Origin of the sequence: Mesorhizobium neociceri (assembly GCF_013520985.1) — a bacterium.
In the GTDB taxonomy this organism is placed as follows: Bacteria; Pseudomonadota; Alphaproteobacteria; order Rhizobiales; family Rhizobiaceae; genus Mesorhizobium; species Mesorhizobium neociceri.
Map to the genome: position 1 here is coordinate 116,313 of NZ_JACDTY010000003.1, position 14,059 is coordinate 130,371.

General features: G+C 61.9%; 19 protein-coding genes. 16 read left to right on the forward strand and 3 right to left on the reverse strand.

Annotated features, from left to right (window positions below):
- Nucleotides 1–10: 10 nt before the first annotated feature.
- Entirely contained in the window at nucleotides 11–919 is a 909-nt protein-coding gene (locus tag H0241_RS08480; protein ID WP_181056988.1) for an alpha/beta hydrolase, read from the reverse strand.
- Nucleotides 920–967: 48 nt separating this feature from the next.
- Here H0241_RS08480 and H0241_RS08485 point away from each other — a divergent pair, with 48 nt between their 5' ends.
- Complete coding sequence (locus tag H0241_RS08485; RefSeq protein WP_181056989.1) at nucleotides 968–1,420, forward strand: MarR family winged helix-turn-helix transcriptional regulator; 453 nt, start codon at nucleotides 968–970, stop codon at nucleotides 1,418–1,420.
- 89 nt (nucleotides 1,421–1,509) lie between these two features.
- On the forward strand, nucleotides 1,510–2,652 hold the full coding sequence (locus tag H0241_RS08490) for a TolB family protein (RefSeq protein ID WP_181056990.1): 1,143 nt from the start codon (nucleotides 1,510–1,512) through the stop codon (nucleotides 2,650–2,652).
- A gap of 26 nt (nucleotides 2,653–2,678) precedes the next feature.
- Here H0241_RS08490 and H0241_RS08495 read toward each other — a convergent pair whose 3' ends face one another.
- Nucleotides 2,679–3,290, reverse strand: a complete 612-nt coding sequence (locus tag H0241_RS08495) for a pyridoxamine 5'-phosphate oxidase family protein (protein WP_181056991.1) — start codon at nucleotides 3,288–3,290, stop codon at nucleotides 2,679–2,681.
- Between the two features lie 66 nt (nucleotides 3,291–3,356).
- Nucleotides 3,357–3,710: a gamma-butyrobetaine hydroxylase-like domain-containing protein gene (locus tag H0241_RS08500; protein ID WP_181056992.1), complete on the reverse strand. Its 354-nt coding sequence runs from the start codon at nucleotides 3,708–3,710 to the stop codon at nucleotides 3,357–3,359.
- Between the two features lie 200 nt (nucleotides 3,711–3,910).
- On the opposite strand from H0241_RS08500, the gene moaA reads away from it, so the two are divergent.
- From moaA to H0241_RS08570, 14 genes are all read left to right on the forward strand, one after another.
- Entirely contained in the window at nucleotides 3,911–4,906 is a 996-nt protein-coding gene (gene moaA, locus H0241_RS08505) for a GTP 3',8-cyclase MoaA (protein WP_181056993.1), read from the forward strand.
- Between the two features lie 102 nt (nucleotides 4,907–5,008).
- The gene (locus H0241_RS08510) at nucleotides 5,009–5,308 is read left to right on the forward strand and encodes a hypothetical protein (protein WP_181056994.1); all 300 of its coding nucleotides are present in this window, start codon (nucleotides 5,009–5,011) and stop codon (nucleotides 5,306–5,308) included.
- Nucleotides 5,309–5,343: 35 nt separating this feature from the next.
- Entirely contained in the window at nucleotides 5,344–5,817 is a 474-nt protein-coding gene (locus H0241_RS08515) for a hypothetical protein (protein WP_181056995.1), read from the forward strand.
- Nucleotides 5,818–5,939: 122 nt separating this feature from the next.
- Nucleotides 5,940–6,296 carry a hypothetical protein gene (locus tag H0241_RS08520; protein ID WP_181056996.1) on the forward strand — a complete coding sequence of 119 codons (357 nt, stop codon included), beginning with the start codon at nucleotides 5,940–5,942 and terminating at the stop codon, nucleotides 6,294–6,296.
- A 224-nt stretch (nucleotides 6,297–6,520) separates the two neighbouring features.
- On the forward strand, nucleotides 6,521–7,441 hold the full coding sequence (locus tag H0241_RS08525; RefSeq protein ID WP_181056997.1) for a DMT family transporter: 921 nt from the start codon (nucleotides 6,521–6,523) through the stop codon (nucleotides 7,439–7,441).
- A 4-nt stretch (nucleotides 7,442–7,445) separates the two neighbouring features.
- On the forward strand, nucleotides 7,446–8,078 hold the full coding sequence (gene mobA / locus H0241_RS08530) for a molybdenum cofactor guanylyltransferase MobA (RefSeq protein ID WP_181056998.1): 633 nt from the start codon (nucleotides 7,446–7,448) through the stop codon (nucleotides 8,076–8,078).
- Nucleotides 8,075–8,578 carry a molybdopterin-guanine dinucleotide biosynthesis protein B gene (mobB, locus tag H0241_RS08535; protein WP_181056999.1) on the forward strand — a complete coding sequence of 168 codons (504 nt, stop codon included), beginning with the start codon at nucleotides 8,075–8,077 and terminating at the stop codon, nucleotides 8,576–8,578. The genes mobA and mobB overlap by 4 nt, the downstream gene beginning before the upstream one ends.
- Nucleotides 8,579–8,794: 216 nt before the next feature.
- A complete protein-coding gene (locus tag H0241_RS08540; protein ID WP_181057000.1) occupies nucleotides 8,795–9,580 on the forward strand; it encodes an ABC transporter substrate-binding protein in 786 nt (261 codons plus the stop codon).
- Nucleotides 9,581–9,663: 83 nt separating this feature from the next.
- Nucleotides 9,664–10,383, forward strand: coding sequence for an ABC transporter permease (locus tag H0241_RS08545; protein WP_181057001.1), 720 nt, complete (start codon nucleotides 9,664–9,666; stop codon nucleotides 10,381–10,383).
- The gene (locus H0241_RS08550; RefSeq protein ID WP_181057002.1) at nucleotides 10,380–11,201 is read left to right on the forward strand and encodes an ABC transporter permease; all 822 of its coding nucleotides are present in this window, start codon (nucleotides 10,380–10,382) and stop codon (nucleotides 11,199–11,201) included. The genes H0241_RS08545 and H0241_RS08550 overlap by 4 nt, the downstream gene beginning before the upstream one ends.
- 112 nt (nucleotides 11,202–11,313) lie before the next feature.
- On the forward strand, nucleotides 11,314–12,183 hold the full coding sequence (locus H0241_RS08555) for an NAD(P)-dependent oxidoreductase (RefSeq protein ID WP_181057003.1): 870 nt from the start codon (nucleotides 11,314–11,316) through the stop codon (nucleotides 12,181–12,183).
- A gap of 7 nt (nucleotides 12,184–12,190) precedes the next feature.
- On the forward strand, nucleotides 12,191–12,895 hold the full coding sequence (locus H0241_RS08560) for a DNA alkylation repair protein (protein WP_181057004.1): 705 nt from the start codon (nucleotides 12,191–12,193) through the stop codon (nucleotides 12,893–12,895).
- A complete protein-coding gene (locus tag H0241_RS08565; protein WP_181057005.1) occupies nucleotides 12,855–13,439 on the forward strand; it encodes a GNAT family N-acetyltransferase in 585 nt (194 codons plus the stop codon). The genes H0241_RS08560 and H0241_RS08565 overlap by 41 nt, the downstream gene beginning before the upstream one ends.
- A gap of 46 nt (nucleotides 13,440–13,485) precedes the next feature.
- On the forward strand, nucleotides 13,486–14,055 hold the full coding sequence (locus H0241_RS08570) for a DUF3299 domain-containing protein (RefSeq protein ID WP_181057006.1): 570 nt from the start codon (nucleotides 13,486–13,488) through the stop codon (nucleotides 14,053–14,055).
- Nucleotides 14,056–14,059 lie beyond the last annotated feature (4 nt).

Below are 14,059 nucleotides of genomic sequence, written 5' to 3' on the forward strand. Positions count from 1 at the left end.
AGTATCGCGATCAATGCAGGATCGGTTCGCGCTCACTTCCGACAAAAGTCACGGCTCGTTCGATGACGCCCTTGTCGGCGAGAATGCGGCGATGGCCGAGCCCATCGGCCCAGTGCAGCCGCACGTGGCTGCCTGCGCCGGCGTAGCGTGTGGCATGGTCGGCCGAGACTTCGCGGTCGTCGGACGCATGGATGACCAGCGTCGGCACCGACGCCTCGGCCAGCTGACGGTCGCCGGTGAATTCGTTGAGCGGCCGGCCCGACAGTCGCTTCACCTGATCAGCCATTGAGACCTGCGAACGCGGGCCGACATTGAGCATGCGACTGAAGTCGGCGAAGATTGCCGGCAAGGAGCTCGGCGCGGCGACCAGCACCAGCCGCTCGGCCGCCACCGGCTGGATACCCTTGATGGACCCGGCAATGGCGTTGGCGGCAACAGCGCCGCCGAAGGAATGGCCGACGATCGCCTTGAACGGCCCGAACCAGTCGCTGGCCACGCTGGCAGCCTCGACCGCATTGACCATGTTGAGATGACGGCCCAGCGACTGGCCGTGGCCCGGCAGGTCGAGCGAGGCGACCCTGTAGCCGGCATTGCGAAAGCCTTCGATCAGCGCGCGCATATATTCGGTGCGCGAGCGCCAGCCGTGGATGACCAGCACCGTGCCGGCGGATGCCCTGCCCGGCTCAGGCCGGAATTCGTGCACCATGACGCAGCCGGCCTTGGTCTTCAGCCGGTGGTGGCGCGCCTCGGCCATGAAGCCGGCGGCACGGTCGACCGCGCGCTTCTCGCCGTCGCTGAGCGCCTTGACGCTGGGGGTGCGGCAGAACAGTTCGAACGCGGCGCGACCGCTCAGGCGTGGCGCTACATGCTCGGCGGCGCCGAACACGCCCCGGATGACCTTCAGTCCAAATGATGCCATAGTGGCGATCCATCCATTCCGTTCAAGCATGAACATAATAGTTCAAACATGAACATTAAACAAGAGCTGCCCTGGGACAACCCACGCTTTCGCAACTGGGTCGCGGTGGCGCGCGCCTGCCATGTGCTGGAGCGCGCGCTGGCGGTGAAGCTGGCGCCGCTGGACCTCAAGCCGGCGCAGCTCGACGTGCTGATGAACCTCTATCGCCATCCCGGCATGTCGCAGCACGATCTCGCCCGCAAACTGCTGGTCGGCCGCTCCAACATCACCATGCTGTTGCCACAGCTCGAGAGCCGTGGCCTGCTCCGCCGCGAAGGCGACGAGAAGGACAAGCGCGTGCTGCGGCTGACGCTTACCGAGGCCGGCACGGACCTTTTGATGAAGGCGCTGAAGGTGCATATGGCGCTGATCGAAAAGGCGATGAGCCAGTCGACGCCGGAACAATGCGACATGATCGGCGATCAGATGCGCAAGATCTACGATGTACTGAAAGACACCTGAGCAGCCAGGGCATGATCCCTGGGAGATCATGCTCTTGCGTTTCGTCCGAGGGGCCGATCGATATGCGTTTCACTCTGCGCAGTTTTTCCATGCTTGCCGCTGGCATCGTTGCGGCCCTGTGCAGCCCTGCGGCCGCACAAGATTATGCTGGATATCGCGTCCTCGACACCAAGGTGATCGAGGATATGTGGACCAGTGCGGGCCAGAAGGCGGCGTTGCTGTCACCCGACGGCAGCCGGGTGCTGCATCTCAACGGCCGCGAGTTCTGCCTGCTGGCTCCGGCTCAGATCGGACCCTGGGCAAAGATCGCCTGCGCGCCATCCACGTCCGACAATCGCACGGGCGAAGCCGCCGATATGTTCTGGTCGCCATCGGGCAGCCAGTTGCTGATGCCGACGTATGCCGATGCATTGCAAGCTTTCCGCGACACCGACATCCGGCTTTTCGATCCGGTCACATTTAGCGTCAGGAACCTGACTGACGACGGATTCGACGACAGCCTTAGGGACGGCAAAGGGCCTGCGAACCTGGACCTTCTTGCTCATTGGATCGACAGCGACACGATCGTCTTCATCCGCTACGCAATCCCCAAAGGTGGCATCGAGCAAGGCGCTGCGACGAGCCTGATGACGATCAAAGCCGACGGTGGCGATCCTCACCTTGCGTTCGAAATTGCCGCCAAAGGCAATTTTCAGGTTTGGGCAATGACGGTTTCTGCGGATGGCAAGCAGGTCGCCTATAGCGTGGCGGACGACAAGGACGATGCCGGTAAAGCCGGCACCTATCTCTTGACCCTCGGTGAAGCGACGCCAAAGCGCATAGCGGCGATGAGTGACGTGGGCAACCCGGCTGGCCTGGCTTTTTCAGCCGACGGGAAATTCCTGCTGCTGCTCGGGCGAAGTGCCAGCGGCGTCGATGCAAAGACAATCGATCTTGCCAGTGGCGAGATCGTGCCGGTCGATCGTGTCCAGAACGTCGTCGGGGTGGCATGGTCGCCGAGCGGGTCGGCGCTGGCCTATATCACCTACGACAGAACCAACGCCGATATGCCCGGCGGCCTGTTTCTTGCCGAGGCGCCTGGCAAGCCGGCCCGGTTGCTTGTCGGCGGAGGATTTTTCCCGACGGTCTGTTGCGGCCAGCAGCCGTTCATCTGGGCTTCGAACGACACCATGGTCATCGCGCAATTGGGCGACAAACTGGGGACGGTGCTGTTCGTCAGATTGGGGCAATAGCGCCGCGGCAAAGCCTGGCGTCTGGCTCACCACATCGTCTTCTTCGCGCGCTCCGGCCATTCCTTGTCGTAGATTTCGGCGTCGATGTTCTTGCGGCTGGTGACTTCCAGGATCTTTCCCGGCGTCGGCAGCGATTTCGGGTCGACGTGTTTTGCCGGGTTCCACAGTTCCGAGCGGACGATGGCGCGGGCGCACTGGAAATAGACCGAATCGACATCGACCACGGTGACCGAGCGCGCCGGCTTGCCTTCGACGGTGAAGGAGGCGCAAAGTGCTGTATCGGTGGTGATGCGGGCGCAGCCGTTGACGCGCAGCGTCGTGCCCGAGCCCGGCACCAGGAACAGCAGCCCGACGCGCGGATCGCGGATGATGTTTTTGAGCGAATCGGCGCGGTTGTTGCCGCGCCTGTCCGGCATCATCAGCGTCTTCGGATCATGGATGCGCACAAAGCCGGCGAGATCGCCACGCGGCGAGCAGTCGAGCCCTTCCGGTCCGCTGGTTGCCAAAGCGACAAAGGGCGAGGCCTCGATGAAGGCGGCATATTCGGGGATGACATGGTCGAGTTCCTTGACCGTCGACGCCTCGCCCGGCAGGCCGTACAGCGCTTCCAACTGTTCAACCGATGTGATGTCAGACATTTTTCCCGTCTCCAAACCTTTGCCGGCGCTACTCCCAATCAATGACGTTTTGACGATATCGGCGAGCTAACGGTCGCGGCTCAGCCCCTTCTCCTGGAGTTCCGCGAGATAGGCATTCCACCGCTCGTCCTTTTCGTGGCCGAGCGTGTGCAGATAGTTCCAGGTGAAGATGCCGGTGTCGTGGAAATCGTCGAAGGTGATGCGCACGGCATAATTGCCGACCGGCTCGATCTTGAGGATGGCGACGTTGCGCTTGCCGGGCACCGTCACCCGCTGGTCCGGCGAATGGCCCTGCACTTCGGCCGAGGGCGACGCGACGCGCAGCAGTTCGGCCGGCAGTTCGAACGGGCTATGATCGGGAAAGGTAACGGACAGCAGTTTTCTGTCCTTCGAGACCCTGAGTTCCTTCGGCGCCGTCATTGTCATTGATCCTGCTTCAATCCGCCCTTCCCTACGCTGCTTCGCGCAGCCGGAAAAGGCCATTTGAACCCTGCCGACATCGGATGTCGGCCAGGGAATGTTACCAAAGATCAAGAGCGGCTATCTTGAATGGCGGGTTGGATCGTATCACATAGCTGTATATAACGGCGCCACTCGCAGCCATTGGAAACGCTTGACGCATGGACATGATCGATCCTTTCGGTCGCACGATCAGCTACTTGCGCGTGTCGGTCACCGACCGCTGCGATTTCCGCTGCACCTATTGCATGGCCGAGGACATGGCGTTCCTGCCCAAGAAGGACCTGCTGTCGCTCGAGGAACTCGACCGGCTCTGCACCGTCTTCATCGAAAAGGGCGTGCGCAAATTGCGCCTCACCGGCGGCGAGCCGCTGGTGCGCAAGAACATCATGCATCTGGTGCGCCAGCTGTCGCGGCATCTGAAAAGCGGCGCTCTGGAAGAGCTGACGCTCACCACCAACGGCTCGCAGCTGTCGCGCTTTGCCGCCGAGCTCGCCGATTGCGGTGTTGAGCGCATCAATGTTTCGCTGGATACGCTGGATGCCGACAAGTTCCACGCCATCACCCGCTGGGGTCATCTCGGCAAGGTCATGGCTGGCATCGACGCCGCTCAGGCGGCGGGGTTGAAGATCAAGCTCAACGCCGTTGCGTTGAAGGATTTCAACGACGCCGAACTGCCCGAAATGATGCGCTGGGCGCATGGCCGCGGCATGGACCTCACCGTCATCGAAACCATGCCGATGGGCGAGATCGACACCGACCGCACCGACCAGTATCTGCCGCTGTCCTTGCTGCGCGCCTCATTGGAGCGTCAGTTCACGCTGAGCGACATCCCCTACAAGACCGGCGGCCCGGCCCGCTATGTCCATGTCGCCGAGACCGGCGGCCGGCTCGGCTTCATAACGCCGATGACGCATAATTTCTGCGAAAGCTGCAACCGCGTGCGGCTGACCTGCACCGGTACGCTCTATATGTGCCTGGGCCAGGAAGATGCCGCCGACCTGCGCGCGCCGCTGCGTGCCTCCGAAGGCAACGAACTGGTCGCTGATGCCATCGACGAAGCGATCGGCCGCAAGCCGAAGGGGCATGATTTCATCATCGACCGCCGCACCAGCCGCCCCTCGGTGTCGAGACATATGAGCGTCACCGGCGGCTGATTTTTTCCGCGATTCGGTGCAAGGATGCCCCGGTTGGTTGGGTAGTGTCTCAGTTTGCGCGGAAGCCGGGCAAGTGTGGTTCTTACAAAAGCCAGTGGCAGAATGAACCAAGATAGGGTCGTAGCAGTCGGCACATGGTATTATGATGGCCTGATACCTCACCGTGTCGAAATCCACTCCTTCCCGGCTCGTTTTTCAGCTTCGCGCTTCGCCGAAGATGGCGAGAACACCGGCGAGTATGACGAGAGCCTGCCTGTTCCCGAGACTTTAGATGGCTACCTTTATGCCTGCAGCCCGTTCTTTTCCGGGGAGCATCTTTCAATAGAAGCCGTTAAGGCTTGGGTAGCAGCTCAGCCATGGGCTCCCGTCGCATGGGATGAGCCTGAAGCAATTTCAAACTGAGACACTACCCCCCGGTTGTTGGCTGGAGACATCGAATGAGGCGCCTTTTTCCTAGTTTGGCGGCCGTTGCGCTGATCGCGGCAGGCAGCGCTGTCGCCGCGCCTTTCACCTACACCAATGTGCGCTTCGGCACTGTCTGCACCTTTCCCGACGAGATATTCACCGACCGCCAGCCAGAGCCGGACAATGGCGATGGTCAGCAATGGCTCAGCGCCGACGGCGCCAGCCTGATCTGCTCCGGCATCCTCAATGTCAGCGACGACACCCCGAAGAGTTTTGTCGCCGAGGAGAAGGCCAGCAAGGAGGCGGGCTACGAGATCAGCTACGGCAAAATCGGCAAGAATTGGGCGGTGCTGTCGGGGTTGAAGGATGGCAAGATATTTTACGAGCGGCGCCTGTTCGGCAAGGACGGCGTCATCCGCACCGTCTGGATCGACTATCCGCCGGCCGTGAAAGCGAAATACGATCCGCTTGTCGGCGCCATTGCCGGCAGCCTCAAAGCACGTTGAGCATTTTCGGACACATCCCAGAAAAAGTCTTATGCGCAAACGGCTGGCGGATTTACCGCAAGCGCGTTCGGGCCTAGATTCCTAGACATAGCGGCTCGTCGCTCGATTTGGGGGAATACGACATGCGCACATTCTTACTTTCTCTTGCAATGCTTGGCCTTGCCGCCGCGCCGGCGGCCGCACAGTCAATCGGCGGTACCTATACCGTCGCCGGAACCAATTTCGACGGCTCGAAATATGGCGGCGAGGCCACCATCACGCTGACCAGCGAGACCACCTGCACCATCCACTGGGAGACGGGCGGGTCGTCTTCGGACGGCATCTGCATGCGCAACGACAATGCCTTCTCCGCCGGCTATGTCATGGGCAAGGAAATCGGCCTCGTCGTCTACAAGGTAGAGGACGACGGCTCGCTGCACGGCCTGTGGACGATCGCCGGCAAGAACGGCAGCGGCACCGAGGTGCTGACGCCGAAATGAGGCTGCCGATCATCTGACCGGCTCTCGGGGATTTGCGGGCCACGGGTGAAAATCCGTGGCCTATTTCTTTGACGTTGCTGTCTTGCCGCCGGCTGCTACAGGCTTGAGCGGTTCACCGTTTCACCGAAACGTCGAACCGCTCTATTCTTTGTTTTCACGCAATTCCGGACGGAAAACCGTTTCACACTTTTCCTGGAATTGCTCTTGCAAAACCGGTAACGCCCTTGCCTCTTTCCCCAAATCTTCGCGGTGCGCTGTTCATGATGGTGGCCATGATCGGCTTCACCCTCAACGACGCCATCACCAAGTTCTCGTCGGAATCGATGAACATGGCGCAGGTCATGCTGGTGCGCGGCGCCTTTGCGTCGGTGCTCGTCGGCCTGCTCGCCTGGCAACAAGGCGCGCTCGCGCGACCGGGCTCGATGCTGCAGCCGCTGGTGGCGTTGCGTGTGGTCGGCGAGGCCGGCGCCACCGTGGCGTTCCTCGTTGCGCTGGCGCATCTGCCGATCGCCAATGTGTCGGCGGTGCTGCAGGCGCTTCCGCTGGCGGTGACGATGGGGGCGGCACTTGTGTTTGGCGAAGGCGTCGGCTGGCGGCGCTGGCTGGCGATCGCCGTCGGTTTCGGCGGCGTGCTGATCATCGTACGGCCAGGCTTTGAAGGGTTCAGCGTCTATTCGCTATACGCACTTGTCAGCGTCGCCTGCTGTGCGGTGCGCGACCTCGCCACCAAGCGCATCCCGCAGGCTATCCCGACCTTGCTGGTGTCGACGGCGACCGCAATCGCCATGACCATTGTCGGCGCCGTGCTGCTGTCGCCTATGGGCGGCTGGACGCCGATGTCGGGCAAAGGCACGGCGCTGCTGGCCCTGGCAGCGGTGCTGGTGCTGATCGGCTATCAGTTCATCATCATGGCAATGCGGGCCGGTGACATCTCCTTCATCGCACCATTCCGATACACCGCCCTGTTTTGGTCGATGCTGCTTGGCCTCACCATCTTCGGCGATGTCCCGGACCTGCCGATGATCCTCGGCTCCGCCGTCATCATCGGTTCCGGTCTTTATACGCTCTATCGCGAGCGGGTCGTCGGCCGGCAGAAGCCCGCCGCTGAAAGCGCTGGACCCAACATGGCGCCGGACGGCATATAGGGCCATGAGCCGAGACATTGCAGGGATCATCCTGGCCGGCGGCCTGTCACGGCGCATGGGCGGCGGCGACAAGACCTTGCTCGCCCTTGGCGGGCGTCCGCTTCTCGACCATGTCGTTGCCCGCCTGGCGCCGCAGGTGGGATCGCTGGTGGTGAGCGCCAATGGTGACCCGGCGCGCTTCGCCGCGGTCCAACTTCCGGTTCTCGCCGATACGGTGGAAGGCCATGCCGGACCGCTGGCCGGGATCCTCACCGGCCTCGAATGGGCAGCGGCAAACACCGTCTGCGAGGCATTGGTGACGGCCGCCGGCGACACGCCGTTCCTGTCGGCCGATCTGGTCGCGAGGCTGGCCGCCGCCGCAGCCAGTCGGCCGGGCTCGATCGCGGTTGCCAGTTCCAGCGGCCGGCGGCATCCGACCTTCGCGCTATGGCCGCTCGGACTGCGCCAGGCCTTGCGCCATTTCCTGGTCGACGAGGACAACAGGCGGGTCTCCGCCTTCATCGAACGCCATGACTTTGTCGAGGTGGAGTTTCCCTTGTCCGCTCTTGGCGGCGGTGAGATCGACCCGTTCTTCAACATCAATGTTGCTGACGATCTTGCGGTGGCCGAACGTCTGTTGCAGAGCATCGGGCCATGAACATCTTCGGCATCACCGGCTGGAAGAATTCCGGCAAGACCACACTGACCGAGAAACTGGTCACCGAACTCGTCCGGCGCGGCTGGACGGTGTCGACGGTCAAACACGCCCACCATGAGTTCGACATCGACAAGCCGGGCGCCGACTCCTTTCGCCACCGCCAGGCGGGCGCCACCGAGGTCGCTGTGGTGTCGGGCACACGCTGGGCGCTGATGCACGAATTGCGCGGCGAGGACGAGCCAATGCTGGAGACGATCCTGTCGCGGTTGGCACCGTGCGACATCGTGCTGGTCGAAGGTTACAAGCGCGAGGCGCACAAAAAGATCGAAACAAGGCGGCTGGAGGCGAAGGACCGGTCGCCGCTGTCGGCAAATGACGGGCATATCGTGGCGATTGCCGCCGACTTCGCGGTCAGCGGCGAAAGCCTGCCCGTGTTCGATCTCAACGATGCCGGAGGGATAGCTGACTTCATCGAGCGCGCCACCAGCCTCAAACCTTGAGGCCCCTGCCTGAGCCCGGTTCAGCCGCTCTCTTCAGCGGTTGCATTGTCTAACCCGGCGTCAGCATCGGCTGGACCCGCAAATCCCGCAAGCAACGGTTTTACAGTTGCTTTTCTCCCGAAAACAGTGGGAGTATCGCGCCAGCGGGCGGTCAAAAGCACCGCCCCACAGAGCCGTTTCGGAACGACGGCCGGGAGCCATAAAGAGAGGACTATCATGCGTATTGCACTGCGTATCGCGCTCGCCGCATCGGCTGCGCTGCTGACGCTCGGCGTCGCCCAAGCTCAGGAAACGACCCTGAGAATCGGCACTGAAGGCGCCTACCCCCCATTCAACAATTTGACCTCCGACGGCCAGCTCGTCGGCTTCGACATCGACATCGCCAAGGCGCTCTGCGACGAGATGAAGGTCAAATGCACCTTCGTTGCCCAGGATTGGGACGGCATCATCCCGGCGCTGCAGGCCGGCAAGTTCGACGCCATCGTCGCCTCGATGTCGATCACGCCGGAGCGTCAGGAAAAGGTCGACTTCTCGCATAAATACTACAACACCCCCTCGGCGCTGGCGGTGCCAAAAGATTCAACCCTCAAGGGCGTGACCAAGGAAGACCTCGCCGGCAAGACCATCGGCGTCGCAACCACGACGACGCATTTCAATTATGCCTCGAAGACCTATACGGACAGCACGGTCAAGGGCTATCCGAGCAGCCCAGAAGAGCAGGCCGATCTCGCCAATGGCCGTCTCGACGCGATCGAGGACGATATCGTCGTGTTGCAGCAGTTCCTGGATTCGCCTGATGGCGCCTGCTGCAAGATTCTCGGCCAGCCCTCGCCGCAGCCAGTCGAAATCTTTGGACCGGGCGCCGGCATCGCCGTGCGCAAGGGCGAGACGGATCTGGTCAACAAGCTCAACAGCGCCATCGACGCCATCCGCGCCAACGGAAAGTACAAGGAAATCAACGACAAATACTTCAAGTTCGACGTCTTCGGCGCTGAGTCCTGATCGTCTGAAACAAGGCGGCAGCAGGGGAAATTCCTCCTGCCGCCTTGGTCCATCGCTGACAGAAGTGGAGACAAGACCCGTCAATGCCAAGCCAGAACATATGGATACTTCTGAGTTGGGGACCCGATGGCTGGATTGACGATATTGCCTATGGCGCACTGGTCACCATCGCGCTTGCGCTGGCGACCCTGCCCATCGGCCTGACGATCGGCTTTTTCGTCGCCTGGGCCAAACAATCCGAAGAACCGTCGCTGCGGCTGGCCGCCAATATCTACACCACGGTTTTCCGCGGCTTGCCGGAACTGGTGACGCTGTTCCTGTTTTTCTTCGGCGTACCAATTCTGCTGCAGCATCTCGTGCGATATTTCCGGCCCGACGCGACTATCGACGTCAACAGCTTCGTCGCCGGCATGATCGTGCTGTCTCTGATCTTTTCATCCTATGCCAGCGAGGTGTTTCTTTCAGCCTTTCGCGCCATTCCGAAAGGTCAGTATGAGGGCGGCTATGCCATCGGCCTGTCGAACTGGCTGACCATGCGCAAGGTGATCTTGCCGCAACTCCTTCGCATTGCGTTTCCCGGACTTGAGAACTGCTGGCTTAGCCTGCTCAAGGATACATCGCTCGTGTCGGTCGTCGGCCTCGCCGAGACGCTGCGCAATGCCTACACTGCTGCCCGCGTCACCAAGCACGCTTTCCTGTTCTATGGCGTTGCGGCCCTGGTCTTCCTTGGTCTGGCTGTCGTTTCATCCTTTGCCACCAGCGCGATCCTGCGCTCGCTCGGCAAGCGAGAGGCACAACGATGAGCGTCACCGCCGCCTTGGCCGAACGGCCGCCGCCACGGGCGCGCGGCTGGCCGCGCAGCCGCGTCATCGGCTATGCGATGGTCGGTTTCTGGATCCTGTTCGGCCTCGGCATCGTCGCTTATCTGATCTTTGCCTGGAACGCCGACTTCTTCGCCAAATATGCCCCGGCCTATCTGAAAGGCCTTCAAACCACGCTGTTGCTGGTCTGCATATCGATGGTGCTCGGAGCGATCCTGTCCGTGCCGGTCGCTTATGGGCGCATGTCCAGCAACCGGATCCTGTCCGGCCTCGCCTATTGCTATGTCTACTTCTTCCGCGGCACGCCGCTGCTGGTCCAGACCTATCTGGTCTACTACGGACTGGGATCGTTCAGGGCTGAGCTTCAAACGGTTGGCCTCTGGGATTTTTTCAAAGACGCTTTCAATTGCGGTGTGTTTGCCTTCGCACTCAACACCGCCGCCTATCAGGCCGAAATCCTGCGCGGCGCCATCGAAAGCGTGCCAAGAGGCCAGTGGGAAGGTGCCGCCTCGCTTGGCCTGCACAAGTTGCAGACGCTGCGAAAGATCATCCTCCCGCAGGCGTTGATCGTCGCCTTGCGTCCCTACGGCAACGAGTTGATCCTGATGGTCAAGGCCTCGGCAATCGTCGCCATCATCACCGTCTACGATTTGATGGGCCAGGCCAAGCTTGCCTTTGCCAACTCGTTCGACATCCAGGCCTATATCTGGGTCGCCCTTGTCTATCTGGTGATGGTCGAGATCTTGCGCCATGGCGTCGAATGGATCGAGCGGCGGATCACCATCCATCTGAAGCGCTGACTGGCGTCGACCAGGCTGTACCAGTCGATCGGCTCATGCGCGTCTTGACGAATTGCGCGCAGAGCCTAGAGCTTGCGCGGACAACTTCCGCTTCCATCTGAAGGGCAAACCTATGGCATCTGTGGCATTTCTCGGTCTTGGCGTGATGGGCTATCCCATGGCCGGGCACCTCAGGAACAAAGGCGGCCACAGCGTCACCGTCTACAACCGCACCGCTGCCAAAGCCGAGCAATGGGTGGCCCAGCATGGCGGCAAACTCGCCGTGACACCGGCCGAGGCGGCCGAGGGCAAGGATTTCGTCTTCTCCTGCGTCGGCAATGATGACGATCTGCGCTCGGTGACAATCGGGGCCAAGGGCGCCTTCGCCGCGATGAAGAATGGCTCGGTCTTTATCGACAACACCACCGCCTCGGCCGAGGTCGCGCGCGAATTGGCCGACGCCGCGCAAAAGGCTGGCTTCTCCTTCCTCGACGCGCCGGTCTCCGGCGGCCAGGCGGGGGCTGAAAACGGCGTGCTGACGGTGATGGTCGGCGGCGATCAGGCTGCCTTCGACAAGGCCAAGCCGGTCATCGACGCCTTTGCCCGCATGGTCGGGCTGATGGGGCCGTCGGGCGCAGGCCAGCTCACCAAGATGATCAACCAGATCACCATCGCCGGGCTGGTGCAGGGCCTGGCCGAGGGCATCCACTTCGGCAAGAAGGCCGGGCTCGACATCGAAAAGGTCATCGAGGTGATCTCCAAGGGGGCGGCCGGTTCCTGGCAGATGGAGAACCGTCACAAGACGATGAATGCCGGGAAATATGATTTCGGCTTCGCCGTCGACTGGATGCGCAAGGATCTCGGCATCTGCCTCGATGAAGCCGACCGCAATGGCGCCAGACTGCCGGTGACCGCACTCGTCGACCAGTTCTACAAGGATGTACAGGCGATGGGCGGCAAGCGCTGGGATACGTCTTCCTTGCTGGCGCGCCTGGAGAAATAGGCTGGGGATGGCCGAGCTTTTGCCCCAGTCGAGCGCCGACGACATCGTCGCCCATTTGCGGTCGATCGGTTCGGAGGACAATCGCCGCGGCATGCTGCGCTATGGCATCAAGATCGAGCGGGCGCTTGGCATTTCGCATGGCATGCAGCGGCAGATCGCCAAAAAGATCAAGCGCAACCACGAACGCGCGTTCGAGCTCTGGCAGAGCGGCATCATGGAGGCGCAGTTCATCGCCTCCGTCACGGCCGACCCGAAGCGCTTTTCCGCAGCGAATGCAAGGCAATGGGCGGCATCCTTCGATTCCTGGGATATCGTTGACGGCGTCTCCGATCTCTTCGTCGACACCGATGCCTGGAAGGAACTGATCGAGGAGTTCGCAGCGGACGAGCGGGAGTTCGTTCGACGCACGGCCTTTGCCATGATTGCCTGGTCCGTCGTTCATCGGAAGCAGGAGCCGGTTGCGACCTTCCTCGGCTTCCTGCCGATCATTGAAGCGCATGCCACCGACAGCCGCAATTTCGTGAAGAAGGCCGTAAACTGGGCGCTTCGTTCGATCGGCAAGCGCTCGATGCAGATGCACGGCGCTGCCCTTGCCATGGCGCAAAAGCTCGCTACGTCCCCGGACAAGACGGCGCGCTGGATCGGCAAGGACGCCGTACGGGAACTGACCAATGACAAGATCATCGAGCGGATCGCCGCCAGAAAAGCCTGACCTGGGCAAACTCCGGTTCACCGCGGTGACGCGAAAGACGCGCGCCGATTTCGAGGGCCTCTTCGAAGCGCCGGGCGGTCCGAAATATTGCTGGTGCATGGCCTGGCGGCCCCTGCCCGGCCGCCGCGAACAGGTTCAGCACGCTGAGTTGAAACGGGCCATGATGGCGCTCGTCGAGGCTGGCACGCCGGTCGGCATTCTTGCCGAGCTCGATGGCAAGACCGTCGGCTGGTGCTCGGTCGCGCCGCGCCAGACCTACCGCAAGCTGTCGCCGCAACAGGATGATGGCGAGACCGGCATCTGGTCGATCGTCTGCTTCTATGTGCCGAGGGCGCTGCGCGGCAGCGGGCTGGCGGTCGCCCTGCTCGACGCTGCCATCGATCACGCCTTTGCCAAGGGCGCCAGGACGATCGAGGCCTACCCGGTCGACGAGGCATCGCCAAGCTATCGTTTCATGGGGTTTCGCGACATGTTCGACGCCCGCGGGTTCCATGAGATCGGCATGGCCGGCTCTCGCAGACATGTGATGCGGCTCGAGCGTTGACGCCGTTGTCCACGGCGTCTTTACTCCTTCACGAAGGAAGCGGCCAATGAGCAAATATCTCCGATCGAGCTTGGCGCTTGCGGCCGCGTTGTTGGTGTCCGCCACTACCAATGCTTCGGGCCAAACCGCGCACATCTTCTGGAAGGATCTGCGGCCGGCGACGCAGGCGGTTGCCGAAGATGCCGGCCTGCCGATGATCGCGGCAAAACTGCCCGATCATGGCGAGACGCTGTCGCTCAACCTGCAGGACAAGACCGTACAATTAGCCGGCTATGCATTTCCGGTCGACCGCGACGGCGACCTCGTCTACCAGTTCCTGCTGGTGCCATGGACAGGCGCCTGCAGCCACATGCCGACGCCGCCGCCGAACCAGATCGTGCTGGTCACGCCGGCCCATCCCTACAAGATGTCGCAGGCCTATGAGGCGGTTGCCGTGACCGGCGCCTTGCAGCCCGGCATGGAGAAGAGCCAGCTGTTCATTCTCGACGGCGTAAGCGTCATTCAGTCCGGCTATACCGTGCGCAAGGCGGAGGTCGTGGCCGTCGACAACGTGCCGGACACGATCACTCTGCCGGTCAACTCGCCCTGGACTTTCCTAAACAAAAAGAAGAACTAACGGG

Bases quoted from the DNA above. Each gene is read 5' to 3' on its own strand.
- H0241_RS08555 (WP_181057003.1), top strand. From the start codon at position 11,314: ATGGCATCTGTGGCATTTCTCGGTCTTGGCGTGATGGGCTATCCCATG.
- H0241_RS08515 (WP_181056995.1), top strand. From the start codon at position 5,344: ATGAGGCGCCTTTTTCCTAGTTTGGCGGCCGTTGCGCTGATCGCGGCA.
- moaA (WP_181056993.1), top strand. From the start codon at position 3,911: ATGGACATGATCGATCCTTTCGGTCGCACGATCAGCTACTTGCGCGTG.
- H0241_RS08520 (WP_181056996.1), top strand. From the start codon at position 5,940: ATGCGCACATTCTTACTTTCTCTTGCAATGCTTGGCCTTGCCGCCGCG.
- H0241_RS08480 (WP_181056988.1), bottom strand. From the start codon at position 919: ATGGCATCATTTGGACTGAAGGTCATCCGGGGCGTGTTCGGCGCCGCC.
- H0241_RS08510 (WP_181056994.1), top strand. From the start codon at position 5,009: ATGAACCAAGATAGGGTCGTAGCAGTCGGCACATGGTATTATGATGGC.
- H0241_RS08545 (WP_181057001.1), top strand. From the start codon at position 9,664: ATGCCAAGCCAGAACATATGGATACTTCTGAGTTGGGGACCCGATGGC.
- H0241_RS08540 (WP_181057000.1), top strand. From the start codon at position 8,795: ATGCGTATTGCACTGCGTATCGCGCTCGCCGCATCGGCTGCGCTGCTG.
- H0241_RS08485 (WP_181056989.1), top strand. From the start codon at position 968: ATGAACATTAAACAAGAGCTGCCCTGGGACAACCCACGCTTTCGCAAC.
- H0241_RS08495 (WP_181056991.1), bottom strand. From the start codon at position 3,290: ATGTCTGACATCACATCGGTTGAACAGTTGGAAGCGCTGTACGGCCTG.
- H0241_RS08550 (WP_181057002.1), top strand. From the start codon at position 10,380: ATGAGCGTCACCGCCGCCTTGGCCGAACGGCCGCCGCCACGGGCGCGC.
- mobB (WP_181056999.1), top strand. From the start codon at position 8,075: ATGAACATCTTCGGCATCACCGGCTGGAAGAATTCCGGCAAGACCACA.
- H0241_RS08560 (WP_181057004.1), top strand. From the start codon at position 12,191: ATGGCCGAGCTTTTGCCCCAGTCGAGCGCCGACGACATCGTCGCCCAT.
- mobA (WP_181056998.1), top strand. From the start codon at position 7,446: ATGAGCCGAGACATTGCAGGGATCATCCTGGCCGGCGGCCTGTCACGG.
- H0241_RS08565 (WP_181057005.1), top strand. From the start codon at position 12,855: ATGACAAGATCATCGAGCGGATCGCCGCCAGAAAAGCCTGACCTGGGC.
- H0241_RS08490 (WP_181056990.1), top strand. From the start codon at position 1,510: ATGCTTGCCGCTGGCATCGTTGCGGCCCTGTGCAGCCCTGCGGCCGCA.
- H0241_RS08570 (WP_181057006.1), top strand. From the start codon at position 13,486: ATGAGCAAATATCTCCGATCGAGCTTGGCGCTTGCGGCCGCGTTGTTG.
- H0241_RS08500 (WP_181056992.1), bottom strand. From the start codon at position 3,710: ATGACGGCGCCGAAGGAACTCAGGGTCTCGAAGGACAGAAAACTGCTG.